The following is a 24,517-nucleotide window of genomic DNA, read 5'->3' as shown; positions in this document are numbered from 1 at the left end:
CGCAGTGCCGCCTGCGCCACGTTCGTCGGCCTTGCGCCAGCGACGCCCGGCACGGTAGCCCTTGCGTCAAACAGGAGTACCGCCATGGAAACCAAATCTGAAAACCGCTGCTTCGGCGGCACGCAGGGCGTCTATACCCATGCGTCCGAGGCCTGCGGCTGCGACATGACCTTCGGGCTGTTCCTGCCCGAACTGGCCAAGGACATGGAGGTGCCGGTGCTGTGGTACCTTTCGGGCCTCACCTGCACCCATGAGAACGCCATGACCAAGGCCGGGGCGCAGGCCTGGGCCGCCGAGGCGGGCATCGCGCTGGTCTTCCCCGACACCTCGCCGCGCGGCGAGGGCGTGGCCAATGACGAGGCCTATGATCTGGGGCAGGGCGCGGGCTTTTACGTCAACGCCACCCAAGACCCTTGGGCGCCGCATTTCCGCATGTGGGACTATGTGGCCGAGGAACTGCCCGCGCTGATCGGCGCCGAATTCGCGCTGGACATGGACCGGCAGGGCATCACCGGGCACTCGATGGGCGGCCATGGCGCGCTGACGCTGGCGATGAACTTGCCCGGGCGGTTCCGCTCGGTGTCCGCCTTCGCGCCGATCGCCAACCCGACGCAGAGCGACTGGGGCCGCAAGCAGCTGGGCGCCTATCTCGGCGAGGACGAGAGTGCATGGGCCAAGCATGATTCGACCCTGCTGATGCGCGAGACCGGCTTTGACGGGCCGGTGCTGATCGATCAGGGCGGCGATGACCAGTTCCTGCATCTGCTGAAGCCCGAGGCGCTGGCCGAGGCGATGGCTGCAAAGCGGCAGGAGGGCAGCTTCCGCATCCAGAAGGGCTATGACCATAGCTATTTCTTCGTCTCGTCTTTCATGGAAGAGCATGTCGCCTTCCATGCCGAGGCGCTGCTGGGGTGACGCTCTATATCGACGCCGATGCCTGTCCTGTGAAGGAAGAGGCCGAGCGCGTGGCGACCCGCCATCGTCTGCCGATGGTGCTGGTGGCCAATGGCGGGTTGCGCCCTTCGCGCAACCCGCTGGTGCAGGTGGTCACTGTCTCCGCCGGACCGGATGAGGCCGACAAATGGATCGCCGAGCGCGCGGGCAAGGGCGATGTCGTTGTCACCAATGACATTCCGCTGGCGGCGCGCTGCATCGAGGGCGGGGCGCGGGTGCTGCGCCCGGATGGCGAGATTTTCACCCCCGGCAACATCGGTGCGCAGTTGGCGATGCGTGACCTGATGCAAGATATCCGCGCTTCGGATCCATTCTACTCAGGCGGGAAAGTCAAAAGCTTTACAAAGAACGACCGAAGCCGTTTCCTAAATGCGCTAGAGCGCGAGGTACGCGCTGCAGGGGACTAGGAAATGACTATCCAAGCCGTCGTCTTCGACATCGGCAATGTGCTGATCGAATGGCAGCCAGAACGATATTTTGATCGCCTCATGGGAGAGGACGGGCGCCGCGCCATGTTCTCTGAGGTGGATCTGCACGAGATGAACGAGCGCGTCGACGCAGGGAACGACTTTCACGACGAAGTCTATGCCCTCGCCGAGCGCCACCCCCGGTGGCGGGACGAGATCCGCCACTGGCACGACAATTGGATCGAGCTTGCGAGCCCGGCGATCCCGCGCTCTGTCGAGATCCTGCGGACGCTGCGCGCCCGTGGCGTCACGGTCTTTGCACTAAGCAATTTCGGCATCGGCACCTTCGAGGTGGCGCAGAAGGTCTATCCCTTCCTGTCGGAGTTCGATCAGCGGTTTATCTCGGGCTATATGGGCGTGACCAAGCCCGACGCCGAGATCTACGCAAGGCTCGAGGCAGAGACCGGCGTTGCACCCGAGCAGCTGCTGTTCACCGATGATCGCGACGACAATATCGCCGCCGCCGCCGCGCGCGGCTGGCAGGTGCATCCGTTCCGTGGACCCGAAGGCTTTGCGGCCTGTCTGGTCGGCCACGGGCTCTTGCCGGAGCGCGATGCCGCATGAGCTACACCCTTGGCGTTATCGCCGCGGCGTTTCCCGTCATCGCCGCTTTGCCGGTCGTCGCCGAGCTTCGCCGCCGACCGCTCACCGATCTGCGCCGCTCGCAGGCGCCGGGCAAATGCGTCCGTCTCAGCCATGGCCGGACGCACTATCAGTTGCAGGGGCCCGAGGATGGGCCGCTGGTTGTGTGCATTCATGGGCTGACCGCGCCATCGGCGGTGTTCCACGCGCTGACCCGGCATCTGGTGGCGCAGGGCAAGCGCGTGCTGATCTACGATCTTTACGGACGCGGCTTTTCCGACCGTCCGCGCGGAGCGCAGACCCCGGCCTTCCTGATGCAGCAGCTCGAAGAGCTTCTGGCCGTGCTCGACCTCAAGGGGCCGATGACCATGCTGGGCTATTCGCTTGGCGCGGTGGTGGCGTCGGCCTTCACCGCCGAGAACCCCAAGCGCGTGTCGCGTCTGGTGCTGGTCGCGCCTGCGGGCATCGAGTTGGATCTGTCCTCGATGGTCGACTGGACGCTGCAGCACCCGATCTGCGGCAGCTGGCTGTTCCACATGGTGTTTCCCAAGGCGCACCGGCAGAACGTGATCGAGGGCTCTGACAATCGCAGCGAAGTGCCCGAGATCGACCAGTTGCACCTTGATGAGCTCAAGCGGCGCGGCTTCATACGCTCGGTCCTGTCGAGCCTGCGCGGCTGTCTGCAGGAGCCGCAGGAAGCCGTACACCAGCGCATCGCGAAGCTGAGCGTGCCGGTGATCGCGATCTGGGGGGCGCAGGACCGGATGGTGCGCGCGGGGGCGGTCGAACAGCTCGACGCGTGGAACCCGCGGGTCGAGCAGGACATCATCCCCGACGCGTGGCACGGCTTGCCGCACACGCATGCGCGTGAACTGGCGGCGCTGATCGCCGATCATGATGCGGCGTTGAAGCGGGCCTGAGCGGCCCGCTTCGGCGTTTGCTTGGGGCTTAGGCCGGCTGTGTCGCCGCAAGACGCGGGCTCTCGCGCACCGGCAGATGCAGCACCGCGCTCAGCGCGCCGACGCCGACGCCGATCCACCACACCAGCGTGTAGTCGCCGTAGATGTCGTACATCCGCCCGCCCAGCCAGACACCGAGGAAGCCGCCAAGCTGGTGGCTGAAGAACACGATGCCGTAGAGCGTGCCCATGTAGCGCAGCCCGTAGAGATGCGCGACGAGGCCCGAGGTCAGCGGCACGGTGGCCAGCCACAGCGCGCCCATGACGACCGAGAAGACCAGAACGCTGACCGGGGTGATCGGCAGCATGATGAACAGCGCCGCGACGATGGTCCGCCCGGTGTAGATCAGCGCCAGCAGATACTTGCGGGGCCAGCGCTTGCCTGCCCAACCGGCCAGCAGCGTGCCGCCCACATTGGCCACGCCGATCACCGCGATCGACACCGCGCCGAGCGCCGAGGTGGTGGTCACCCCGATGTTGTGCAGCACGCTTCCGGCGGCGATCGGGCTGCAGAGCTCGGTGACGAAGGCCGGGAAATGCGCGGTGACGAAGGCCAGCTGATAGCCGCAGGAGAAGAAGCCGAGGAAGATCAGCGAGAACGAGGGGTCGCGGAATGCACGGTTCAGGATGGTGCCCATGCTCTCTTCGATTTCGGCCTTGCTGGCCGCGGGCGCGCGCATCAGCGGCAGGAACAGCAGCACCGCAAGGATCGCGGCGGTGAACACGAGGAACACTTCCTGCCAGCTCATCAGGCCGAGCATCCATTCCGCAACCGGCGCGCCAAAGATCTGCCCGGCGCTGCCTGCCGCGGTGGCGATGGCAAGGCTCATCGAGCGGTTATCGTCCGAGGAGGCGCGGCCCACAACGGCGAGGATCACGCCAAAGCCGGTGCCCGCGACGCCAAAGCCTACCAGCACTTCGTACATCTGGTGCTGCAGCGGGCTGACCGCAAAGCTCGACAGCACGAGGCCCGCGGCATAGATCACCGCGCCCATGATGATGGCCTTGCGGTCGCCGATCTTCTCGGCCAGCGCGCCAAAGATTGGCTGGCCGATGCCCCAAGCAAGGTTCTGGATGGCGATGGCCAGCGAGAACTCGGCGCGCGGCCAGTGGAACTCTTCGGCGATCGGGATCTGGAACACGCCAAAGCTGGCGCGGATCGCGAAAGAGATCAGAATGATCAGGCAGCCCACCACGAGGACGGGCGTGAAAAGAGGGGTGCGGGTCATGTGGGGAGGCTCCTGCTGCACCGCCGCACCCTCGCGGCATTTGAACGCAGGGTCAATTCGGCTTTCGTGATTTGTGGCATCACGTTGCCTGATGTGTGGGCAATGGGTTGGCAGGGTTGCGCGGCCTCTACACAATCGCGCTGCGGCGCGCTATGGCGCTTCTATGACCACGCTGATGGACCTCTACGACGAGCGTGTGGCGGATGGCCACCTTCTGCGCGACCCGGCGCAGGAAGAGGCGTTGCCGCACTTCGAGCGCATCCGTGCCGAGCTTGCCAAGCCGGTGAAGAAATCGCTGTTCCGCCGCAAGGAGCCGGAGCCGCCCAAGGGGCTCTACCTTTGGGGCGGGGTCGGACGCGGCAAGTCGATGCTGATGGACCTCTTCGTCGACAGCCTGCATGTGCCGGTGCGCCGGGTGCACTTCCATGCCTTCATGCAGGAGATGCAGAGCGAGCTGCACCGCTTGCGCGAGCAGGGGGTCGAGGATCCGGTGGTGCCGATGGCCAAGAAGGTCTCGGACGCGGTGAAGGTTCTGGCCTTCGACGAGATGCAGATCACCGACATTGCCGATGCGATGCTGGTGGGTCGGCTGTTCGAGCAGCTTTTCGCGGCGGGGACCGTGGTGGTGACCACCTCGAACCGGGTGCCCGACGATCTTTATAAGGACGGGCTCAACCGGCAGCTCTTCCTGCCGTTCATCAAGCTGATCAAAGAGCGGCTCGAGGTGCGCGAGCTTGCCTCCGAGAAAGACCACCGGCAGGACCGGCTGAAAGGCGCGCAGGTCTATTTCTGCCCCGTCACCCCGGAAACCCGCGCCGAGATCGACCGCGTCTGGCATGAGCTGACCCATGGCAACGAAGAGGCGCTGACACTGCACATCAAGACCCGCAAGGTAGAACTGCCGCGCTATTGGAACGGCGTCGCGCGGGCGCGGTTCTACGATCTCTGCGGCCAGCCGCTTGGCCCGGCGGATTATCTGGCGCTGGCCGATGCGGTGCGGGTGCTGGTGATCGAGGACATCCCGCGGCTCGGGCGCGGCAACTTCAACGAGGCGAAACGCTTCGTCACGCTGATCGATGCGCTCTATGAGGCCAAGGTGAAACTGATCGTCAGTGCAGTGGACGAGCCCGAAAGCCTCTATGTCGAGGGCGCGGGCGCGTTCGAGTTCGAGCGTACCGCAAGCCGCCTGCGCGAGATGCAGGATGCGGATTGGGGCAAGCCGATCGACTGAAGCGGGCGGAACGGTCGCTTCCTAGCGCGTCGCTTCCTAGCGCAACGCAAAAAGAAGGGTCCCGAAGGACCCTTCAATACTGCTCGTTTTATAAAGTCTTCTGCCTGCGATAGAAATTCCACTTCCGGCCCAAGTAAGGGGCCGTGGGCAAGGCAGAGGTGTCGGTGGTAAGCCGCATCAGATGGTCGATGCCGCCAGTCCTGTCCCTGTAGCGCTGGCTTGGATCAGCGCCGTCCCGTAACGCTCTGTCTGTCCCGTCGCTCGCACCGCGCAGATTGTGGTGAAGCTAAACCTTGTACCCTAATCCTAGGGGAGCGGGAAACAATTCGTCAAGATATAGTTGGTTAAACGAACCCTAAGAGTCCATTTTTCTCGCACCGCCACCAATGGTGCCCCTACGTCAGCCGTTTTCGCGCAGAACCGTGCCCGCGAGGTAGAGAGATCCGCAGATCAGGATGCGCGCGCGGGGCTCTTCGGCGGTGATCGCAGCAAGGGCGGCGGGCACATCCGCAGCGGCATGGGCGCGCAGCCCGGAGGCGCGTGCGGCGCGTGCGGTCTCTTCGGCCTCCAGCGTCGCCGGGGCGTCGGGGATCGACACGGCGGTGAGACTGTCGGCCACGCGCGCCAGCGGACGCAGGTACCCGCCCACATCCTTGGTGTTCAGCATGCCGCAGATCAGATGCGTGGGCCGCCGCGGCATCCGCGTCAGGTGCTCGGCCAGAGCCTCGCCAGCCGCCGGGTTGTGCCCGCCGTCGAGCCAGAGCTCCGCCAGCGGTGCCGCCTTCAGCAGAGGGCCATGGGCGAGGCGCTGCATGCGTGCGGGCCAATCCGCCGAGGTGACGGCGGCCTCGCAGGCCTCTTCGCCGAAGCCGAGGTGGCGCAGTGCCGCCAGCGCCGCACCGGCGTTGGCCAATTGATGGCGTCCGGGCAGGTTCGGCAGCGGCAGATCCAGAAGACCGGTCTCGTCCTGATAGACCAGCCGCCCGCGTTCCTCGGTCACATGCCAGTGCTGGCCATGCGCCAGCAGCGGCACGCCAAGCTTGGCGGCGCGGGCCTCGATCACCTCCATCGCTGCCTCGGGCTGCGGGCCGACGACGCAGGGCACGCCGCGCTTGAGGATACCGGCTTTCTCACCGGCGATCTCGGCGAGGGTCTCGCCAAGGTACTGCTGGTGGTCGAGCGAGATCGGCGTCAGGATCGTCAGCGCGGGCTTTTCCACCACATTGGTGGCGTCGAGCCGCCCGCCAAGGCCGGTTTCCAGCAGCGTGTAATCCGCAGGCGTGCGGGCAAAAGCCAGCAGCGCGGCGCAGGTGGTGATCTCGAAGTAAGTGATCTGCGCGCGCTGGTTCTTCTCCCAGCATTCGTCGAGCACGGCGCTCAGCGCGTCTTCGGAGATCAGCTCGCCGGCCAGCCGGATCCGTTCGTGGAACCGCACGAGATGCGGCGAGACATAGGCGTGTACGCGCTTGCCCTGCGCCTCCAGCCCGGCGCGGATCATCGCCTGCGTCGAACCCTTGCCGTTGGTTCCGGCAAGGTGGATCACCGGAGGCAGCGCGCGCTCGGGATGGTCCAGCGCCTCGAGCAGCCGCCAAACGCGGTCGAGCGTGAGGTCGATGATCTTGGGGTGCAGCGACATCATCCGGTCGAGGATGGCGTCGGAACTGGCGGCGCTGCTCACGCTGGTCACTTGGCAGATTTCTTCTTCTTGTCAGCTTTGGCCTCTGCCTTGGGCGCGGCTTCGGCAGGCGCGTCAGCAGCGGGCGAGGGCAGATCACCCGCGACGGCGGGCGGCATGCCCATCAGCATGCGCAGGATGGTGGTCAGCTCGCCGCGCAGTTCGCGGCGGTCGGTCACCCGGTCGAGCATGCCGTGCTCGAGCAGGTACTCGGCGCGCTGGAAGCCCTCGGGCAGCTTTTCACGGATGGTCTGCTCGATCACCCGCGGACCGGCGAAGCAGATCAATGCGCCCGGCTCGGAGATTTGCACGTCGCCCAGCATCGCGTAAGAGGCGGTGACGCCGCCCGTGGTCGGATGGGTCAGCACGACGATATAAGGCAGGCCCGCCTCGCGCAGCATCTGGATCGCCACGGTCGAGCGCGGCATCTGCATCAGCGACAGGATGCCTTCCTGCATCCGCGCGCCACCGGCGGCAGAGAACAGGATCAGCGGGCGCTTGAGCTTCACCGCTTCTTCGGCTGCGGCGACGATGGCGTTGCCGACATACATGCCCATGGAGCCGCCCATGAAGGTGAAGTCCTGCGCGCAGGCCACCACCGGAGTGCGGTTGATCTCGCCGGAGGCGACGAGCATCGCGTCCTTCTCGCCGGTCGAGCGCTGTGCGGCCTTCATCCGGTCGGGGTATTTCTTCTGGTCGCGGAACTGCAGCGGATCGGCGATCGGCTCGGGCACGGCGACCTCGTTGAACACACCGCCATCGAACAGCGCGTCGAAGCGCGCGCGCGGGGTGATGTTCATGTGGTGGCTGCAGTTGGTGCAGACGCCGAGATTGTCCGTCACCTCGCGGTGAAACAGCATCGTCCCGCAGGAATTGCATTTGGTCCACAGATTGTCGGGGACCTCGCGGCGCGAGAAGATCGAGTTGATCCGGGGACGGACGTAGTTGGTGATCCAGTTCATTGCGGTGCTGCCCTTGTTTTCCGAGCGTGCCCTGCGGCGTCAGGGGCTTTGGGTTGGCGCTGACTTAAGCAAGCGGCAAGGGAAATGCAATCACGGCCTGCTTTCCGCTCGGGTCGGGCCGCAGGTCGGGGTGAGCCGGGGGCTTCAGCGGCGCAGCGCCAACCGCGCGGCAAGCCAGGTGATCAGCAGGGTGATCAGATCGAGCGGCAGCATCCGCATCAGCATTGTGGTGTCATCCAGCGCGAAGGGCCAGCGCATCAGCGCTAGGCCCGACATCTGCCCTTCGGGCGCAACCAGCGCCAGTGCCACAAGATTGTTGGCAAAATGCAGCGCCATCGCCGGACCCAGCGTGCCCGAACGCGCCGTCAGATCGGCGGCGGCAAGGCCAAAGAGAAAGGCCCAGAGCGCCACATAGATCGCCGCGCTGCCATAGGTTCCGGGCGCGTAGTGCCCCAAGGCAAACAGCGCCGAAGGCAGGCTGAGCCAGACCCAAGGCTGCGGCAGCCGCGCGGCAAGCTGGGTTTGCAGATAGCCACGAAAGAACACTTCCTCGCTGGCGGTCTGCAACAGGATCGCCGGAAGCGTCAGCGGCAGAAGCGCCAGCCAGCGCAGCGGCGCGAGCCCCGGGGTCAATGGTGTGCTCTGCGCCCAGATGGTGACCGCCGCCGCGACAAGCGCCGCCACGCCCGCCGCCAGCCCGACACGGATGAACTGATGAAGCGCCACGGGCGGCGGGCCGACAAGAGTGATCGCGCTGCGCCCGTGCAGCGCGCGCGCTGCGGCGATGGCCCCAACGCCCATAGTGACCATCGAGGCCAGCAGCAAAAGCATTCCCGCCGGCGCATCGGCGCGGCGGATCGCATCGGCCAGCGCGCTGTTGCTGCCCGGCGGCAGGAAAAGCGTGACGATGGCAAAGAGCATCTGGCCCAGCACAAAGCTCACCGCGATCGCGACGCACAGTCCGAGGGCGAGGCGCCAAAGTTCGGGGCGGCGGGCGGTGGCGGTCAGCATGACGAAAGGGCGATAGCTCATCGCTGCGATCCGTGCCGCGATCTATGTCGCGGCGCGTCATTGTCGGTGAGCGAGCCCAATATCGTGGCTCTGGTTGCAAAAATGGTCGAGCGAAACACTTTGGTTGTCCGATTTTTGCCAAGTTTCCAGCGCGCGGCGGATTCTGTCAATTCCCGGGCGCGTGACGGGAAGGTGAACTCCGGGCTTTCATTCTTGTGCACTCGCAGGGGCTTCGCTAACCCAAGGGGATGATTTTGAGCCCCGCAAAACCCCGCGCCCGGCGCTGGCGATCCTCTGTGCTGCTGCTGGCGGCGGGTCTTCTGACTGCCTGCGAGGGGCAGCTCGGCACCCCGCCGACGCCGCTCCGGCAGGCGCAGTTCGAGGGCGGCGCCATCGTTGTCGCCGGGCCCGAAGGCTATTGCATCGACCCGGTCACGCTCGAGCGGCGCGCGGGGCAGGGCTTTGCGCTGCTTGCCTCGTGCCAGATCCTGAGCGGCGGCGAAGGCGCGGTGGTCGAGCCGATGATGCTGACGGTGACCATCGGCTCGGCGGGCGCGGGGCGCCGCCTGCCATCGCCCGAGGTCATGGCCGCCGAGGCGGGCCAGTCAGAGATTTCCGGTGGCGGTGTGCGGGACGGTCTGTCGCTGGTGCATCTTGCGGCAGGCGGCAACCGGGTGCTCGACGCGGGCGATCCGCGTTACTGGCGCGGGGCTTTCCATCAGAACGGTCGCCTGGTGATCCTCGCACTTTATGCGCCGAAGGGCAGCGCCTTGGCGGGCTCGGACGGCGCGGGGATGCTGCAGGCGGTTCGGGCCCGGATCGCCGCGCTCAGCCCCGAGGCGACCGCGCAACGCTGAGCCGGTCACGCGCAGCGCCCCCGTTTATTCGATCTTCGGGATTTGCCATAACAACGCGGGCAGTTGCCCCGGTATCGGGGCCAAGGAGACGCGACGCTATGGGACAGGGCAGATGAGCGAGAAGACCAGCAGCCGCTTGGCGCGCCGCGCGCTGCAGGCGATCGTTCTGCGCCGCTGGACACGGGCCGCCGCCGCCGCGCCGGACACGCCGCTGCCCGAATTGCGCAACCTGCGTGGCGCGGCCCGCCGCCTGCGCCAGCAACTCGACAGGCTGCTTTATGTGGCCGAGGAACGGCTGGCGCTGCCGCTGATCGGCAATCAGAGCTTTCCGCGCCCGGCGGATGCCGATTGGGCATGGCGGCCCGAGCTTTGGCGCGGCCCGCTGCCGCAGCCCGGCATCGCCTCGGTGCCCGGCAAGGCGCCGCTTGGCGAAGAGGCAACGCTGTTTCACGATTGCCCGCGTTCAGAGATCACGCTGCGCCAGATCCGCAACCTGCGCGAATCCGATCTTGCGCCCTACGGGCTGCGGCTCGACGTGTTCCGCTTTCGTGGCTCGTATCTGTCGCTGGCGGTGACCCTGCCGCAGGAGGCCTGCGAGGGGCTCACCCGGCGGCATCTGCTCCGGGTCGAGACCATCGCCGAGATGGAAAAGCCGCTGGAGCTTTTTGCGCGGCTGAACATCCGCCACGGGCCGAACACCGAGCAGGTCGTGCGGGAGCTGCCGCTGAACGCCGAAGAGATCAACGTCGAGTTCGACCTTGCCTATACGCGGCTGAACGAGAAGCGGGTCGATGCCATGTGGCTTGACCTGATCTTCGAGGGGCCGGAGATGAACGAGGTGATCCTGCGGGACCTCACCTTCAGCCGACGCCCGCGGGCGGACCTATGAGCCGGGGATGCAGATGAGCGACTACACGCTGACCAAGACGCGCTTTCGCGAGGGGATATGGCAAGGGCTGCTGAGCGGTCCGGCGGACGGCCAGCCCGAGATCTCGGTCACCCTCGAAGGGGCGGCGGTGCGCGGCGTGACGCTGGCCGCCATGGGCGCGCCCGGACAATGGGCGCTGGATGTGCCAGTGCCGGTCGAGGCGGTGGGTGACGGGGTGCAGACCTTCATGATCCGCGAGGCCAACTCGGACCAGATGCTCGACAGTTTCACGCTGATCGCCGGCGAGGCTTTGGGCAGCGACTTCCGGGCCGAGATGTCGCTGTTGCGGGCGGAACTCGACATGCTCAAGCGGGCGTTCCGGCGCCATTGCCTCGAGACCGGTGGATAAGACCTTACTAAACGGGTCTGCGGGCCCGTCCGTAGGTTGACCTTCCGGGCGCCAGTGGCCAGTCTGCGCGGGATTTTATCCTTTCGGCGCGTCGCCGCGGAGTCCTTCATGTCCCCCTTGCGCGGCATTGCGCTGAAACTCACCTCCGTGGTGCTCTTTGTCATCATGTCCGCACTTATCAAGGCCGCCTCGGAGCAGGTGCCCACGGGCGAGGCGGTGTTCTTCCGCTCGTTCTTCGCCATTCCGGTGATCCTCGGCTGGCTGATGTGGCGCGGAGATCTGGGTTCGGGGCTGCGGGTCGCGAGCCCAATGGCGCATTTTTTGCGCGGCATCGTCGGCGTCGGCGCCATGGGCTGTACCTTCGCCGCACTGGGGCTGCTGCCGCTGCCCGAAGTGACCGCGCTCGGCTATGCCGCATCGCCGCTCACCGTGCTTTTCGCGGCGCTGCTACTGGGCGAGAAGATCCGGCTTTTCCGTACCTCGGCGGTTCTCATCGGCTTGCTGGGCGTGACCATCGTCATGGCGCCGCTGCTGACGGTCTCCGAAGTGAGCCCGGCGGTGCTTTGGGGGATCGGCTTTGTGATGACCGCGGCGGTGCTGCGGGCGCTGGTGCAGATCCACATTCGCCGCATGGTGCAGAGCGAACAGACCTCGGCCATCGTGTTCTATTTCTCGCTGACCGCGACGGGGCTGTCGCTGCTGACCCTGCCGTTCGGCTGGGTGATGCCAAGCCCGACCGAGGCCGCCATGCTGATCGGCGCGGGGCTGTTGGGCGGGGTGGCGCAGATCTGCCTGACCTCGGCCTATAAGGGCGCCGAAGCGGCGCTTCTGGCACCGTTCGACTATGCGTCGATCCTCTTTGCCATTCTCATCGGTTACGCGGTCTTTGGCGAGGTGCCGACGCCGCTGATGCTGCTGGGCTCGGCGGTGGTGATCGCCTCGGGCATCGCCATCATCCTGCGCGAGCGCGCGCTTGGGCTGAAGCGTTTCAAGGCGCGCCCGGGGATGACGCCGCAGGGCTAGGGAGGTGCAGTTTAAGCGGGGTCGGGTCGGGGCGGCGCTTCGCGCAAGAGTTCCGCCAGCAGCCGCAGCGCGTCTTGCAAATGGTAGCGCATCGCCGCCGCCGCGCCGTCGCCATCGCGCATGGCGAGGCAGTTGACGATGGCGGCGTGCTGCCCGATCGCGGCCTCGGGAGAGGAATTATAGGTGCCCATGGTGAAATGCACCCGGTCTGTGCAGCGCTTCCAGCGCTCCAGTTGCGGCCAGAGACTGCCATAGCCAGCGGCCTCGCACAGCGTCAGGTGAAACCGGTCGTCGAGGCGCAGCAGGTCCTGCGGCCCGCGGGCGCTGACCAGCTTTTGCCGCATGATCTGCTCGCGCAGGTCGGTCAGCAGCGCCGTGTCGGCGATCTCGGCCACCCGGCGCAGGATCGCGACCTCGGTTTGCTCGCGCAAAAAATGGGCGTTGCGCACGTGGATTTCCGAAATCGCCCGCACCCGGACGTCGGTCGCGGTAAGGCGGGCCACAAGCCCTTCGTCCTCGAGCAGCAGCGCCGCGGCTTCGATTGATTCACGTGAAAAACTGGTGGTCTCGGCAAGCTCGGTCAGGTTCAGCCGCAAACCGGGGCTGAACCGATTTCGCGAGATCGCATCCCGCAGGGCCCGGACCAACTCATGCGCAGAGGAAAGCGCGCAGGCGTCACCCGGGGAGAACTCCACCCGGAAATCCATCATTACAAAATCACCCATTACACGGCTCGATGCTAACCTGAGGTAAGCATTACGACAATGGTGTTCGCTTTCGTGCCGGGCCGCCGATGTCTTCGGGCGCGACAGCGACGCTTTTCATCACCGCGTGGCAGGGTACACCCGGCGCCAGACCGAGCGCTTCGGCAGAGCGGCGGGTGATCCGGGCCAGGATGCGTCCGGCGCCGGTGTCGAGCGAGACCATCATGCCCGGCCCGTCGCCGGGACGGATCTCATGCACCCGGCCACTGACGATATTGAGCGCCGAAAGCCCCTCTGGGCGCTGCCGGGACAGGATCACCTCATGCGCCGCGATGCGCACCCGCACCCGCGTGCCCGGCGCGGCAGCAAGGCGCGGGATCAGCAGCGGCGTGTCGCCCGCGCGCAGTTCGGTCAGCCCGTCCTCGTGGTGACAGGCCACATGGGCGGTGAGCAGCGCGCCGGCGGCCCGCGCCCCGAGCGGCGTGACCGCCGGATCGCCCAGCACTTCGGCGGCGGGGCCTTGCCGCGTCACCCGGCCCTTTTCCAGCGCCACGACGGTGGTGGCCAGCCGTGCGACCTCGGCGGCGGAATGACTGACGAAAAGGATGGGCACCGAGGCGGCGTCGCGCAGCCGCTCGAAATAGGGCAGGATCTCGGATTTGCGCGCCTCGTCGAGCGAGGCCAGCGGCTCGTCGGCAAGGATCATGCGCGGCGCTGACAGCAGCGCGCGCCCGATGGCGACGCGCTGTTTCTCGCCGCCCGAGAGCGCGCCGGGGCGGCGCGACAGCAGCGGCCCGATGCCCAGCATCTCGACCACACGCTCGAAGCTGGCCGGGGAGGCGCCCCGCGGCGCGAACCACTGGCCGTAGCGCAGGTTCTGCCGCGCCGTGAGATGCGGAAACAGCCGCCCTTCCTGAAACACGTAACCGATGCGGCGGCGGTGCGGCGGCAGCCACAGGCCCTGCGCGCTGTCCATCAGCACCAGATCGCCCGACGCCACGCGCCCGGCCTCGGGGCGCAGCAGCCCGGCGACGGCGTTGACGATGGTGGTCTTGCCCGACCCCGAGCGCCCGAACAGCACGGTGATGCCCGGCGGCGCCTCGAACCGCGCGTCAAGCTCGAACCCCTCGAACCGGTGCTGCAAGGCGACCGACAGCGTCATGCGCCCGCCACCCGCCGCTGGGCCCGCCGCGCCAGCCATTCCGACAGCAGCAGCGCTGACATCGCCACGGCGACCGAGACCGCCACCAGCCGCAGCGCCGCGCCCTCGCCGCCGGGCACCTGCAGAAACGCATAGATCGCCGAGGGCAGGGTTTGGGTCTGGCCCGGGATGTTCGACACGAAGGTGATCGTCGCGCCGAACTCACCCATCGCTTTGGCAAAACCGAGTACCGCTCCGGCGATGATACCCGGGGCGATCAGCGGCAGGGTGACGGTGACAAAGACCCACGCGCGCGGCGCGCCCAGCGTTGCCGCCGCCTGTTCGAGCTTGGGATCCACCGCCTCCAGCGACAGGCGGATGGCGCGCACCAGCAGCGGAAAGGCCATCACACCGGCAGCCAGCGCCGCACCGGTCCAGCGGAAGGCAAAGACCACGCCGATCTCTTTCAGCACCGAGCCCACCGGCCCCTGCGTGCCGAAGGTCAGCAGCAGCAGATAGCCTGTCACCACGGGCGGCAGGATCAGCGGCAGATGCACCAGCCCGTTGAGCAACTGGCGGCCCGGAAAGCGCCAGCGCGCCAGCGCGTAGGCGGTGAACACCGCCAGCGGCAGCCCGCCCAGCGTGGCCCAGAAGGAGACCCGCAGCGAAAGCTGCACCGCCTGCCATTCCTCGGGGCCGAGCCAATCCATTCAGCCGCCCGTCTTTGCAGGACCGGCCATGACAAAGCCCTGCCGTTCAAAGGCGGCGCGGGCCTCGGGGCCGTGCAGATAGTCGAGGAAGGCCGCCTCGGCGGGCGTATCGCGGGTGGCGATATCGGCGACCGGGTAGATGATCGGGGGATGGCTGTCTTCGGGAAAGGTGCCGATCACGCTGACGGTGTCGTCGGCGGCGGCATCGGTGGCATAGACAATCCCGAGCGGCGCCTCGCCGGTCGAGACCAGCGCCAGCGCGGCGCGCACATTGTCGGCCTGTGCCACGGCGGGGGCGGTCTGCTGCCACAGCCCGAGGCTCTCGAGCGCGGCCTTGCCGTAGATGCCTGCGGGCACCGCATCGACCAGCGCCATCGCCAGCCGCCCGCCCTCAAGCAGCGCTTGCAGGTCGAGGCCCGGGCCGATCTCGACCGGGGCGGTGTCATGTCCATGCGCGATCAGCACGATGGAATTGCGCAGCAGGTCGCTGCGCGTCTCCGGCTCGAGCAGCCCTTCGGCCTCCAGCTTGTCCATCCACTGCTCATTGGCCGAGATGAAGATATCCGCGGGCGCGCCCTGTTGAATTTGCCGGGCCAGCGCCGAGGACCCGGCGAGGGAAACGGTGATCTTATCGTCTGATCCGGCCTCATAGGCGGCTTTGATCTCGTCCATCGCGTTCTTCAGGCTGGCGGCGGCAAAAACCGTCACCTCATCCGCCTGCGCGGTAAAGGGCAGGCTGGCAAACAGGGCAGACCCCACGAGGCGGGCAAAAAAGCGGGAAAAGGGCATAGGGGGAAATCCTGAGGGCCTGATATGTTTGGCAAAACATATCGCAATCAAGGACCGCCCGGGCAAGCGTTATTTCCCCTCGGGAATATCGGGCGGACCGTCTTGCCCACGCAGCAGGCTTTGCAGCGTCTCGATCCGGTCGGCCCCGGCTTCGGCAATGGTCTCTTCGAGCGCGCGGTAGTTGGCCAGCACCTCCTCGCCGGTCTCGGTAAGATGCGCGCCGCCGCCCTTGGTGCCGCCGCGGCTGCTGGCCACAAGCGGGTCTCGGAACGCATGGTTCATTTCCTCGACAAGGCTCCACGCGCGCTTGTAGCTCATGGCCATGGCGCGGCCCGCGGCGGCGATGGATCCGGTCGAGCGAATATGTTCCAGCAGGTCGGCCTTGCCGGGGCCGAGCATGGCGTCGGTGCCGAAGAGGATGCGCAGCCGCAGGCGCGGCGCGCTGTCTGGAGGTGTCTCGCTCATGCGCAAGTCATCCCGCATCCAAACGAAGCTGGCAAGCGGCGGATCGGGCTGCGCTTCAGGGTATTTCGGGCGTTTCGGGCGCGCCGGTGCAACGATCCCGCCTTGACGCGCGCGCCGCGTTCACGCGCACTTGTCTTTCCCCGACGTCTGTCCAAGACTGGCCGCAATCAAGAACGGCAGCCCGCAAGAGGCCGCCCGAAGGGACAACAGGGAGATACCCATGCTCAAACAGCTTCTCGCCTCGGCGGCGCTTGTCGCCTGCGCGACGGCAGGTTCCGCCGAGACCAAGGTCGGGCTCATCACCACGCTTTCGGGCGGCGGCGCGGGCCTTGGCATCGACACGCGCGACGGCTTCATGCTCGCGATCGAGGAAGCGGGCCGCGACGATCTGGAAGTGGTGGTCGAGGACGACCAGCAGAAACCCGATGTGGCGGTGCAGATCGCCGACCGGATGATCCAGTCGGACAAGGTCGACGTTCTGACCGGCATCGTCTGGTCGAACCTTGCCATGGCGGTGGTGCCCTCGGCGACGGCGCAGGGGCTGTTCTACCTCTCGACCAACGCCGCGCCGGCGCAGCTGGCGGGCCGTGGCTGTAACCCGAACTATTTCTCGGTGTCGTACCAGAACGACAACCTGCACGAGGCGGCGGGGGCCTATGCCACCAGCGCCGAGTTCAAGAACACTTTCATTCTCGCGCCCAACTACCCGGCGGGGAAGGATTCGCTCAACGGCTTCAAGCGCTTCTACGAGGGTGAACTGGCGGGCGAGATCTATACCAAGCTCGGCCAGACCGACTATGCCGCCGAGATCGCGCAGATCCGCGCCTCGGGCGCCGACAGCGTGTTCTTCTTCCTGCCCGGCGGCATGGGGATCTCTTTCCTCAAGCAATATGCCGACAGTGGTGTGGATCTGCCGCTGGTTGGCCCCGCGTTTTCCTTCGACCAGAACATCCTGCAGGCGGTGGGCGACGCGGCGCTTGGCGTGAAGAACACCTCTTCGTGGAACAAGGACCTCGAGAACGAGAGCAACGCGCATTTCGTCGAGGCCTATCTGGCCAAATACGACCGCCTGCCGTCGCTCTATTCGGCGCAGGGCTATGACACCGCGCTGCTGCTGCTCTCGGCGCTGGATAAGGCCGAGGTCAGCGACAAGGACGCCTTCCGCGCGGCGCTGGAAGAGGCCGATTTCGCCTCGGTCCGCGGTGAGTTCGAGTTCTCGGCCAGCCATCACCCGATTCAGGACATCTATGTCCGCGAGGTGGTGAAGGAAGGCGATATCCTCACCAACAAGATCGTCGGCACGGCGATCGAGGATCGCGGCCACGCCTATGAGGATGAGTGCAAGATGTGACCCTGCCGGGCGCGGCCCCTCGGAGCGATCCGGGGCAGGCCGCGTTCGACCTTGGTACATCTCGGTACATATGCCGGGCGCGCGGACCACGGCCCGCCGCCGACCTGAGACGGACTATAGAATGACCCCCATCCTCATCGCCGAGCAGGTGCTGAACGGGCTGCAATCCGGCGTCATGCTGTTTCTCATGGCCGCCGGGCTGACGCTGATCTTCGGCGTCATGGGGCTGATCAACCTCGCCCATGGCTCGCTCTACATGGTCGGCGCTTTCGCCGCTGCCGCGACCGCCGCCGCCACAGGCTCGTTCGTGCTGGCGCTGGTTGCCGCGCTGGCCGCCGCCGCTGCTGCGGGCGCATTGGTCGAGCGGCTGGTGATCCGGCGGCTCTATGATCGCGACCATCTTGATCAGGTGCTGGCCACCTTCGCGCTGATCCTGATCTTCTCGGAAGGCACGCGCTGGATTTTCGGATCCTTCCCGCTCTATCTCGATATCCCCGAGGCGCTTTCGGGGCCGGTCACCCTGCCGGGCGGCATCCAATACCCGCTTTACCGGCTGTTCATCATCGGCATGGGCCTTGTGGTGGCGGCGCTGCTGTTCTGGCTGATCGCGCGCACGCGGCTCGGCATCCGCATCCGCGCCGGTGAGAACGACCGCGAGATGATCGCCGCGCTCGGCGTCGACATCGCCCGGCTCTACACGCTGGTCTTTGCCCTCGGCGCGGCGCTCGCCGGACTGGCGGGCGCGCTGGTCGGGGCGATCCAGTCGGTGCAGGTGGGTATGGGCGAGCCGGTGCTGATCCTAGCCTTTGTGGTGATCGTGATCGGCGGCATCGGCTCGATCGAAGGGGCGCTGGTCGGCGCGATCCTCGTGGGGCTGACCGACACGCTGGGCGGCATCTTCCTGCCGCAGATCTTCGGGCTGTTCATGGACCCCGCCGCCGCCACGCAGACCGGGGCGGCGCTGGCCTCGATGGCGATCTACGTGCTGATGGCGGCGGTGCTGGTCTGGAAACCCACCGGCCTCTTCGGAGCGAAATCATGAGTCGCGAACGTATCCTTGGCGCGGTGGTGCTGCTGGCGCTCGGCCTCGTGCCGCTGGCGGCGCATGTCATGGGCGAGCCCTTCACCATCACGCTGGCGACCCGCGCGGCGATCCTCGCGCTGGCCGCGGTGGGGCTGAACAACGCGCTGGGGATCGGCGGTCTGGTGAGCCTTGGCCACGCCACCTTCTTCGGCATCGGCGGCTATGCCATGGGCATCCTCGCCAGCCATGTGCAGAACTACGAGCCGATGTTCGAATGGCCGTTCCTGTTCGAAGGCTCCACTTCCATGCCCTTCATCTGGCTGGCGGCGGTTCTGGCCTCGGCGCTGGCGGCATGGCTCATTGGCCTCTTGGCGCTGCGCACCTCGGGCGTCTACTTCATCATGATCACGCTGGCCTTCGGGCAGATGTTCTACTTCTTCTCGATCTCGTGGAGCGCCTATGGCGGCGAGGACGGGCTGTCGATCTATGTGCGCAACGGCTTTCCGGGGCTGAACACGCTCGATCCGATCCAGTTCTTCGGCCTGTGCTACGCGGTGCTCTGCACGGTGCTGTTGGGCGCGCATCTGGTGGCGCGCAGCCCCTTCGGCCTCGCGCTCGGCGCGGCGCGGCAGAGCCCCGAGCGGGTGCGTGCGGTGGGCCTCGACCCGAAACGCCTGCGGCTGGTGGGCTTCGTCATCTCCGGCGCGATCACCGGTCTGGCGGGGGCGCTGTTCGCCGATCTCAACCGCTTCGTCAGCCCGACGATGTTCAGCTGGCAAACCAGCGGCGAGATCATGGTGTTCATCATCCTCGGCGGCGTCGGGCGGCTCTTCGGCCCGGTGGTAGGCGCGGCGGTCTTTGTGATGCTGGAACATTTCCTCGGCGATATGTCCGAGTTCTGGCACATCTGGCTGGGCATCCTGCTGCTGGCGGTGGTTCTCTTTGCGCGCGGCGGTCTGGTCGGGCTGCTGGTCGGGCGGGGGAAGGCGCATGACTGAGCCGGTTCTGGAAACCCGCGGGCTGGTGAAAGCCTTCGGCGCGCTGCGCGCTTCGGACGGCATCACGCTCGACCTGCGCCCCGGCGAGATCCACGCGGTGATCGGCCCCAATGGCGCGGGCAAATCGACGATGATCAAGCAGCTCTCGGGCAATATCGCGCCCGATGAGGGCACGGTGCAGTTCCTCGGGCGCGATGTCACCGGGCTCAGCACCATGGCCCGCGCGCGCATGGGGCTGGCGCGGACCTTTCAGGTCTCGGCGCTGGCGATGGAGGATACGGTGCTGCAGAACGCGCTCTTGGGCGCGCTGGGGGCGACGGGCTCGCCCTACCGGTTCTTTCGTCCTGCGCTGAAACGGGCCGAGCTTAGGGACCGCGCCATGGCCGCGCTCGAGCGCATGGGGCTGGCCGATCACGCCGCCACCGTGGTCAGCGAGCTGAGCCACGGCCAGCGCCGCCAGCTTGAGGTCGCGGTGGCGCTGACCCTGCAGCCCAAGGCCTTTTTGATGGACGAGCCGATGGCGGGGCTGGGCGGTGAAGGCTCCAAGGAATTGACCGGCGTGCTCTCGGCCCTGCGCGCCGAGGCGCCGATCCTGCTGATTGAACATGACATGGACGCGGTGTTTGCCCTCGCCGACCGCATCTCGGTGCTGGTCTACGGGCGCATCATCGCCACCGGCACGGTCGATGAGATCCGCCGCAGCCCCGAGGTGCGTGACGCCTATCTGGGGGATGCCACATGAGCCTGCTGGAACTGCACGACATCACCGCCTCTTACGGGGCTTCGCAGGCGCTCTTTGGGGTGTCGCTGGAGATCGAAGAGGGCGAGGTGCTCGCGCTCATGGGTCGCAATGGCATGGGCAAAAGCACCACGGTGCGCTGCCTGTGCGGGATGATGCCCGCCGGGGGCACGCGCCGCTTTGCCGGGCAGGACATCGCGAAACTGCCCTCGCACCGGGTCGCGCGGCTGGGGGTGGGGCTGGTGCCCGAGGGGCGGCGCTGTTTCCGCGATCTTTCGGTGACCGAGAACCTCATCGCCGCGGCGCGCCCCGGCGCATGGGATCAGGCGCGCGTCGAGGCGCTGTTCCCCCGGCTTGCCGAACGGCGCGGGCAGGTGGCGGGGACGCTTTCGGGGGGCGAGCAACAAATGCTGGCGATCGGGCGCGCGCTGATGACCAACCCGCGGCTCTTGGTGTTGGATGAGGCGACCGAAGGGCTTGCGCCACTGGTACGGCAGGAAATCTGGGACGCGCTGGCGGTGCTCAAGCGCGACAGCGGGCTGTCGATCCTCGTGGTGGACAAGGCGCTGGCGGAACTGGCGCAAGTGGCCGACCGCGCGGTGATCCTCGAGCGCGGGAAATCCGTCTGGGACGGGGTGTTCGCCGAGGTGAAAGGCGAGGTCGCGGAGCGCTATCTCGGGGTGTGAGGACGCCCGGAATCAAGGCCGAAGGCCGCCGGGCGAGCGCCTGCCCGTCCCGGCGGGCTGGCGCTTCTTCATCGTCAAGCAACGCTCGCATGTCGTCCGGATGCGGCTGACATAAAGCGCGCAACTCCGGCCTTGCAGCGCCACCCCACGGGCAGGCGCTCGCCCGGCTGCGGTGGGACAAAAAAAGGGGCGGGAAAACTCCCGCCCCTTTCAGAACCTTGATCCCGCTGGCTTATGCCTGCAGCGACTTCACGACCAGCTCGCCTTCTTCGCGGGCCTTCATCGCCAGCGCAGCAGCGTGGGCACCTGCGGCGGTGGTGTAGTAGGGGATCTTGTCATAGAGCGCGACCGAGCGGATTTCGCGCGAGTCCGAGATCGACGCCGCGCCTTCGGTGGTGTTGAGCACCAGCTGCACGCCGCCATCCTTCAGCAGATCGACCACATTCGGACGGCCCTCGTAGACCTTCTTGACCACCTCGCAGGTGATGCCCGCTTCTTTGAGGAAGCTGGCGGTGCCAACGGTGGCGAGGATCTTGAAGCCGAGCCCGGCGAGCGTCTGCGCGGTCTCGATCATCTGCGGGGTCTTGTCCTCGTCGCGGATCGAGATGAACACCGCGCCGCCGGTCGGCAGATGCGTGCCTGCGCCCATCTGCGCCTTGAGGAAGGCGCGCGGGAACGAGCGGTCCCAGCCCATGACTTCGCCGGTCGAGCGCATTTCCGGCCCGAGGATCGTATCGACGCCGGGGAAGCGAGCGAAGGGCAGCACCGCTTCCTTCACCGAGAACCACGGCATGTTCGGGTCGGCCAGCGTCATCGGATCGGCCAGCGGCAGCGCCGTGTCGTAATCGGCATCCGCCGGATAGGCTTCGCGCAGCGGGAAGGCCGAGAGCTTCTCGCCCGCCATGATGCGCGCGGCGATCGAGGCGATGGCGCTGTCGGTTGCCTTGGCGACGAAAGGCACGGTCCGCGAGGCGCGCGGGTTCACCTCGATGAGGTAAATCTCGCCGCCCTTGATGGCGAACTGCACGTTCATCAGGCCCACGACGTTGAGCGCCTTGGCCAGTGCCTCGGTCTGACGCTTGATCTCGTCGATGGTTTCGGCCGAGAGCGAGAAGGGCGGCAGCGAGCAGGCGCTGTCACCCGAGTGCACGCCAGCCTCTTCGATGTGCTGCATGATGCCTGCCACATGCACACCCTCGCCGTCGCAGAGCGCGTCGACGTCAAGCTCGATGGCGCCCGACAGGTAGCTGTCGAGCAGCACCGGGCTGTCGCCGGAAACCACCACGGCCTCGGCGATGTAGCGCTCGAGGTGTGCCATGTCGCGGACGATTTCCATCGCGCGGCCACCCAGCACGTAGGAGGGGCGGATCACCAGCGGGAAGCCGATCTCGTCGGCGATGGCCAGCGCCTGTGCGTCGGTCGAGGCGATGCCGTTGCGCGGCTGCTTGAGGCCAAGCTGGTTGACCAGAGCCTGGAAGCGCTCGCGGTCTTCGGCGAGGTCGATGGCGTCGGGCGTGGTGCCGAGGATCGGGATGCCCTCTGCCTCGAGCGCATTGGCCAGCTTCAGCGGGGTCTGGCCGCCGAACTGCACGATGACGCCATGCAGCGTGCCATTGTCCTGCTCGACGCGAAGGATTTCCATCACGTGCTCGAAGGTCAGCGGCTCGAAATACAGGCGGTCCGAGGTGTCGTAGTCGGTCGACACGGTCTCGGGGTTGCAGTTGACCATGATGGTCTCATAGCCCGCGTCGGTCAGCGCAAAGCAGGCGTGGCAGCAGCAATAGTCGAACTCGATGCCCTGACCGATGCGGTTGGGACCGCCGCCGAGGATCACAACCTTCTTGCGGTCCGAGGGGCGCGCCTCGCATTCCACCTCGCCCATCATGGGCATCTCGTAGGTCGAATACATATAGGGCGTCTGCGCCTCGAACTCGGCGGCGCAGGTGTCGATGCGCTTGAAGCTGGCGACGACGCCAAGCTCGGTGCGGCGCTTGCGCACATCCTTCTCGGCAAAGCCGGTGAGCGCGGCGAGACGGGCATCGGTGAAGCCCATGATCTTCAGCGCGCGCAGGCCTTCGGCATCGGTCGGCAGACCGTTCTGACGCACCTGCTCTTCGGCCTCGACGATCTCGCGGATACGGGCGAGGAACCACGGGTCGAACATGGTCACGCCGTGGATCTCGTCATCCGACAGGCCGTGACGCATCGCCTGCGCGATGGTGCGCATGCGGTCGGGGGTCTGCTGGCTGATCGCCTTGATCACGGCCGATTTCTCGGGGGCGCCGGGGATGTCCACCTCGTCAAAGCCCGAAAGGCCCAATTCCATCGAGGTCAGTGCCTTTTGCAGCAATTCGTGGATGGTCCGGCCGATCGCCATCGCCTCGCCCACCGATTTCATCGCGGTGGTGAGATAGGGTTCGGATCCGGGGAACTTCTCGAAGGCGAATTTCGGGATCTTGGTGACCACATAGTCGATGGTCGGCTCGAAGGAGGCCGGGGTCACCTTGGTGATGTCGTTGTCCAGCTCGTCGAGCGTATAGCCCACGGCCAGCTTCGCGGCGATCTTGGCGATCGGGAAGCCGGTGGCCTTGGACGCCAGAGCCGAGGAGCGCGACACGCGCGGGTTCATCTCGATCACAACCATGCGGCCATTCTCGGGGTTCACCGCCCACTGCACGTTGGAGCCGCCGGTCTCGACGCCGATCTCGCGCAGCACGGCGATCGAGCCGTTGCGCATGATCTGATATTCCTTGTCGGTCAGCGTCAGCGCCGGGGCCACGGTGATCGAATCGCCGGTGTGGACGCCCATGGGATCGACGTTCTCGATGGCGCAGACGATGATCGCGTTGTCCGCCTTGTCGCGGACGACCTCCATCTCAAACTCTTTCCAGCCCAGCAGCGACTCGTCGACGAGGATCTGGTTCACCGGCGAGGCATCCATGCCCGAGCGGCAATAGTGCATGTAATCTTCGCGGTTATACGCAACGCCGCCGCCGGTGCCGCCGAGGGTGAAGGCGGGGCGGATGATCGCGGGCAGGCCGACGGTTTCAAGCGCCTCGAGCGCGATCTGCACGCCAGCGTCGAGATCGGCCTTGCCGTCGGGCTTGGTGGGGGCGGTGACGATGGTCGCCGCCGGGTTTTCAAGGCCGATGCGGTCCATCGCTTCGCGGAACAGCGCGCGGTCTTCGGCCATCTCGATGGCTTCGCGCTTGGCGCCGATCATTTCGACGCCGAATTTTTCGAGGACACCCATTTCCTCGAGCTTGAGCGAGGTGTTGAGGCCGGTCTGGCCGCCCATGGTGGGTAGCAGCGCGTCGGGGCGCTCTTTCTCGATGATCTTGGCGACGACCTCGGGGGTGATCGGCTCGATGTAGGTGGCATCGGCGAGCCCGGGGTCGGTCATGATCGTGGCCGGGTTCGAGTTTACCAGAATGACCCGGTAACCCTCTTCGCGCAGCGCCTTACAAGCCTGAGCACCGGAGTAGTCGAATTCGCAGGCTTGCCCGATGATGATGGGCCCCGCTCCGATGATCATGATGGATTTGATATCGGTTCTTTTAGGCATGGGGGCACCTTTATGTCATGTCGATCACGGTCGGGCAGGGGGCAGCACGCGACGGAGTCGCCGCTCCCCGCAAATTGTCGTGCGTTATAGACAGAAGCTTTGCCCACGCAACCCCAGAT

The 24,517-nt window shown here is 66.5% G+C and carries 24 protein-coding genes; 14 read left to right on the top strand and 10 right to left on the bottom strand.

From position 1 onward, the window contains the following. Positions 1 to 84: 84 nt before the first annotated feature. From fghA to ACXAD2_RS10315, 4 genes are read left to right on the top strand one after another with little or no spacing between them, the layout of a single operon-like run. Positions 85 to 915: an S-formylglutathione hydrolase gene (gene fghA, locus ACXAD2_RS10330; RefSeq protein ID WP_475169577.1), complete on the top strand. Its 831-nt coding sequence runs from the start codon at positions 85 to 87 to the stop codon at positions 913 to 915. Next, complete coding sequence (locus tag ACXAD2_RS10325) at positions 912 to 1,361, top strand: YaiI/YqxD family protein (protein WP_224901817.1); 450 nt, start codon at positions 912 to 914, stop codon at positions 1,359 to 1,361. The genes fghA and ACXAD2_RS10325 overlap by 4 nt, the downstream gene beginning before the upstream one ends. 3 nt (positions 1,362 to 1,364) lie before the next feature. Continuing rightward, positions 1,365 to 1,985 carry an HAD family hydrolase gene (locus tag ACXAD2_RS10320; RefSeq protein ID WP_475169575.1) on the top strand — a complete coding sequence of 207 codons (621 nt, stop codon included), beginning with the start codon at positions 1,365 to 1,367 and terminating at the stop codon, positions 1,983 to 1,985. Further along, positions 1,982 to 2,923 (top strand): alpha/beta fold hydrolase, encoded by a 942-nt coding sequence (locus ACXAD2_RS10315; RefSeq protein WP_475169573.1) that lies wholly within the window; start codon positions 1,982 to 1,984, stop codon positions 2,921 to 2,923. The genes ACXAD2_RS10320 and ACXAD2_RS10315 overlap by 4 nt, the downstream gene beginning before the upstream one ends. Before the next feature lie 28 nt (positions 2,924 to 2,951). Here the strand turns inward: ACXAD2_RS10315 and ACXAD2_RS10310 are convergent, their stop codons facing one another. Further along, positions 2,952 to 4,190 carry an MFS transporter gene (locus ACXAD2_RS10310; RefSeq protein ID WP_475169572.1) on the bottom strand — a complete coding sequence of 413 codons (1,239 nt, stop codon included), beginning with the start codon at positions 4,188 to 4,190 and terminating at the stop codon, positions 2,952 to 2,954. Between the two features lie 163 nt (positions 4,191 to 4,353). On the opposite strand from ACXAD2_RS10310, the gene zapE reads away from it, so the two are divergent. Further along, positions 4,354 to 5,421: a cell division protein ZapE gene (gene zapE, locus ACXAD2_RS10305; RefSeq protein WP_475169570.1), complete on the top strand. Its 1,068-nt coding sequence runs from the start codon at positions 4,354 to 4,356 to the stop codon at positions 5,419 to 5,421. 400 nt (positions 5,422 to 5,821) lie between these two features. Here zapE and ACXAD2_RS10300 read toward each other — a convergent pair whose 3' ends face one another. The 3 genes from ACXAD2_RS10300 to ACXAD2_RS10290 form a co-directional block, all read right to left on the bottom strand. After that, a complete protein-coding gene (locus ACXAD2_RS10300; RefSeq protein ID WP_475174814.1) occupies positions 5,822 to 7,060 on the bottom strand; it encodes a bifunctional folylpolyglutamate synthase/dihydrofolate synthase in 1,239 nt (412 codons plus the stop codon). A 44-nt stretch (positions 7,061 to 7,104) separates the two neighbouring features. Further along, on the bottom strand, positions 7,105 to 8,058 hold the full coding sequence (gene accD, locus ACXAD2_RS10295; RefSeq protein ID WP_475169568.1) for an acetyl-CoA carboxylase, carboxyltransferase subunit beta: 954 nt from the start codon (positions 8,056 to 8,058) through the stop codon (positions 7,105 to 7,107). A gap of 144 nt (positions 8,059 to 8,202) precedes the next feature. Beyond that, entirely contained in the window at positions 8,203 to 9,090 is an 888-nt protein-coding gene (locus tag ACXAD2_RS10290) for a lysostaphin resistance A-like protein (protein ID WP_475169565.1), read from the bottom strand. Positions 9,091 to 9,323: 233 nt separating this feature from the next. Between ACXAD2_RS10290 and ACXAD2_RS10285 the strand changes: the two genes are divergently transcribed. From ACXAD2_RS10285 to ACXAD2_RS10270, 4 genes are all read left to right on the top strand, one after another. Then, positions 9,324 to 9,926, top strand: a complete 603-nt coding sequence (locus ACXAD2_RS10285; protein ID WP_475169563.1) for a dihydroxy-acid dehydratase — start codon at positions 9,324 to 9,326, stop codon at positions 9,924 to 9,926. A 112-nt stretch (positions 9,927 to 10,038) separates the two neighbouring features. Continuing rightward, positions 10,039 to 10,815: a DUF6478 family protein gene (locus tag ACXAD2_RS10280; RefSeq protein ID WP_475169561.1), complete on the top strand. Its 777-nt coding sequence runs from the start codon at positions 10,039 to 10,041 to the stop codon at positions 10,813 to 10,815. Between the two features lie 13 nt (positions 10,816 to 10,828). Continuing rightward, entirely contained in the window at positions 10,829 to 11,203 is a 375-nt protein-coding gene (locus ACXAD2_RS10275; protein ID WP_475169559.1) for a hypothetical protein, read from the top strand. A 108-nt stretch (positions 11,204 to 11,311) separates the two neighbouring features. Then, positions 11,312 to 12,226 (top strand): DMT family transporter, encoded by a 915-nt coding sequence (locus tag ACXAD2_RS10270; protein WP_224901805.1) that lies wholly within the window; start codon positions 11,312 to 11,314, stop codon positions 12,224 to 12,226. 11 nt (positions 12,227 to 12,237) lie between these two features. Here the strand turns inward: ACXAD2_RS10270 and ACXAD2_RS10265 are convergent, their stop codons facing one another. From ACXAD2_RS10265 to ACXAD2_RS10245, 5 genes are all read right to left on the bottom strand, one after another. After that, positions 12,238 to 12,951, bottom strand: a complete 714-nt coding sequence (locus ACXAD2_RS10265; RefSeq protein ID WP_475169557.1) for a GntR family transcriptional regulator — start codon at positions 12,949 to 12,951, stop codon at positions 12,238 to 12,240. A 31-nt stretch (positions 12,952 to 12,982) separates the two neighbouring features. Beyond that, positions 12,983 to 14,092: a molybdenum ABC transporter ATP-binding protein gene (modC, locus tag ACXAD2_RS10260; protein ID WP_475169555.1), complete on the bottom strand. Its 1,110-nt coding sequence runs from the start codon at positions 14,090 to 14,092 to the stop codon at positions 12,983 to 12,985. Then, positions 14,089 to 14,781 (bottom strand): molybdate ABC transporter permease subunit, encoded by a 693-nt coding sequence (modB, locus tag ACXAD2_RS10255; RefSeq protein WP_164178718.1) that lies wholly within the window; start codon positions 14,779 to 14,781, stop codon positions 14,089 to 14,091. The genes modC and modB overlap by 4 nt, the downstream gene beginning before the upstream one ends. Continuing rightward, positions 14,782 to 15,570, bottom strand: a complete 789-nt coding sequence (modA, locus tag ACXAD2_RS10250) for a molybdate ABC transporter substrate-binding protein (RefSeq protein ID WP_475169552.1) — start codon at positions 15,568 to 15,570, stop codon at positions 14,782 to 14,784. It lies immediately after the preceding gene. 69 nt (positions 15,571 to 15,639) lie between these two features. Beyond that, positions 15,640 to 16,035 carry a winged helix-turn-helix domain-containing protein gene (locus tag ACXAD2_RS10245; protein WP_475169551.1) on the bottom strand — a complete coding sequence of 132 codons (396 nt, stop codon included), beginning with the start codon at positions 16,033 to 16,035 and terminating at the stop codon, positions 15,640 to 15,642. A 220-nt stretch (positions 16,036 to 16,255) separates the two neighbouring features. On the opposite strand from ACXAD2_RS10245, the gene ACXAD2_RS10240 reads away from it, so the two are divergent. The 5 genes from ACXAD2_RS10240 (at position 16,256) to ACXAD2_RS10220 (ending at position 20,833) form a co-directional block, all read left to right on the top strand. Further along, positions 16,256 to 17,386 (top strand): ABC transporter substrate-binding protein, encoded by a 1,131-nt coding sequence (locus ACXAD2_RS10240; protein ID WP_203595259.1) that lies wholly within the window; start codon positions 16,256 to 16,258, stop codon positions 17,384 to 17,386. Between the two features lie 121 nt (positions 17,387 to 17,507). Then, positions 17,508 to 18,428: a branched-chain amino acid ABC transporter permease gene (locus ACXAD2_RS10235; protein ID WP_475169548.1), complete on the top strand. Its 921-nt coding sequence runs from the start codon at positions 17,508 to 17,510 to the stop codon at positions 18,426 to 18,428. Then, the gene (locus ACXAD2_RS10230; protein ID WP_475169546.1) at positions 18,425 to 19,408 is read left to right on the top strand and encodes a branched-chain amino acid ABC transporter permease; all 984 of its coding nucleotides are present in this window, start codon (positions 18,425 to 18,427) and stop codon (positions 19,406 to 19,408) included. The genes ACXAD2_RS10235 and ACXAD2_RS10230 overlap by 4 nt, the downstream gene beginning before the upstream one ends. After that, on the top strand, positions 19,401 to 20,150 hold the full coding sequence (locus tag ACXAD2_RS10225) for an ABC transporter ATP-binding protein (RefSeq protein ID WP_475169543.1): 750 nt from the start codon (positions 19,401 to 19,403) through the stop codon (positions 20,148 to 20,150). Before ACXAD2_RS10230 ends, ACXAD2_RS10225 begins: the two co-directional genes overlap by 8 nt. Further along, entirely contained in the window at positions 20,147 to 20,833 is a 687-nt protein-coding gene (locus ACXAD2_RS10220; protein ID WP_475169539.1) for an ABC transporter ATP-binding protein, read from the top strand. Before ACXAD2_RS10225 ends, ACXAD2_RS10220 begins: the two co-directional genes overlap by 4 nt. A gap of 232 nt (positions 20,834 to 21,065) precedes the next feature. On the opposite strand, the gene carB is transcribed toward ACXAD2_RS10220, so the two are convergent. Then, complete coding sequence (carB, locus tag ACXAD2_RS10215) at positions 21,066 to 24,398, bottom strand: carbamoyl-phosphate synthase large subunit (RefSeq protein WP_475169537.1); 3,333 nt, start codon at positions 24,396 to 24,398, stop codon at positions 21,066 to 21,068. Positions 24,399 to 24,517 lie beyond the last annotated feature (119 nt).

The organism is Salipiger sp. ABN3_019, from assembly GCF_056158605.1.
This window is presented reverse-complemented; position numbering and strand designations above follow the sequence as displayed.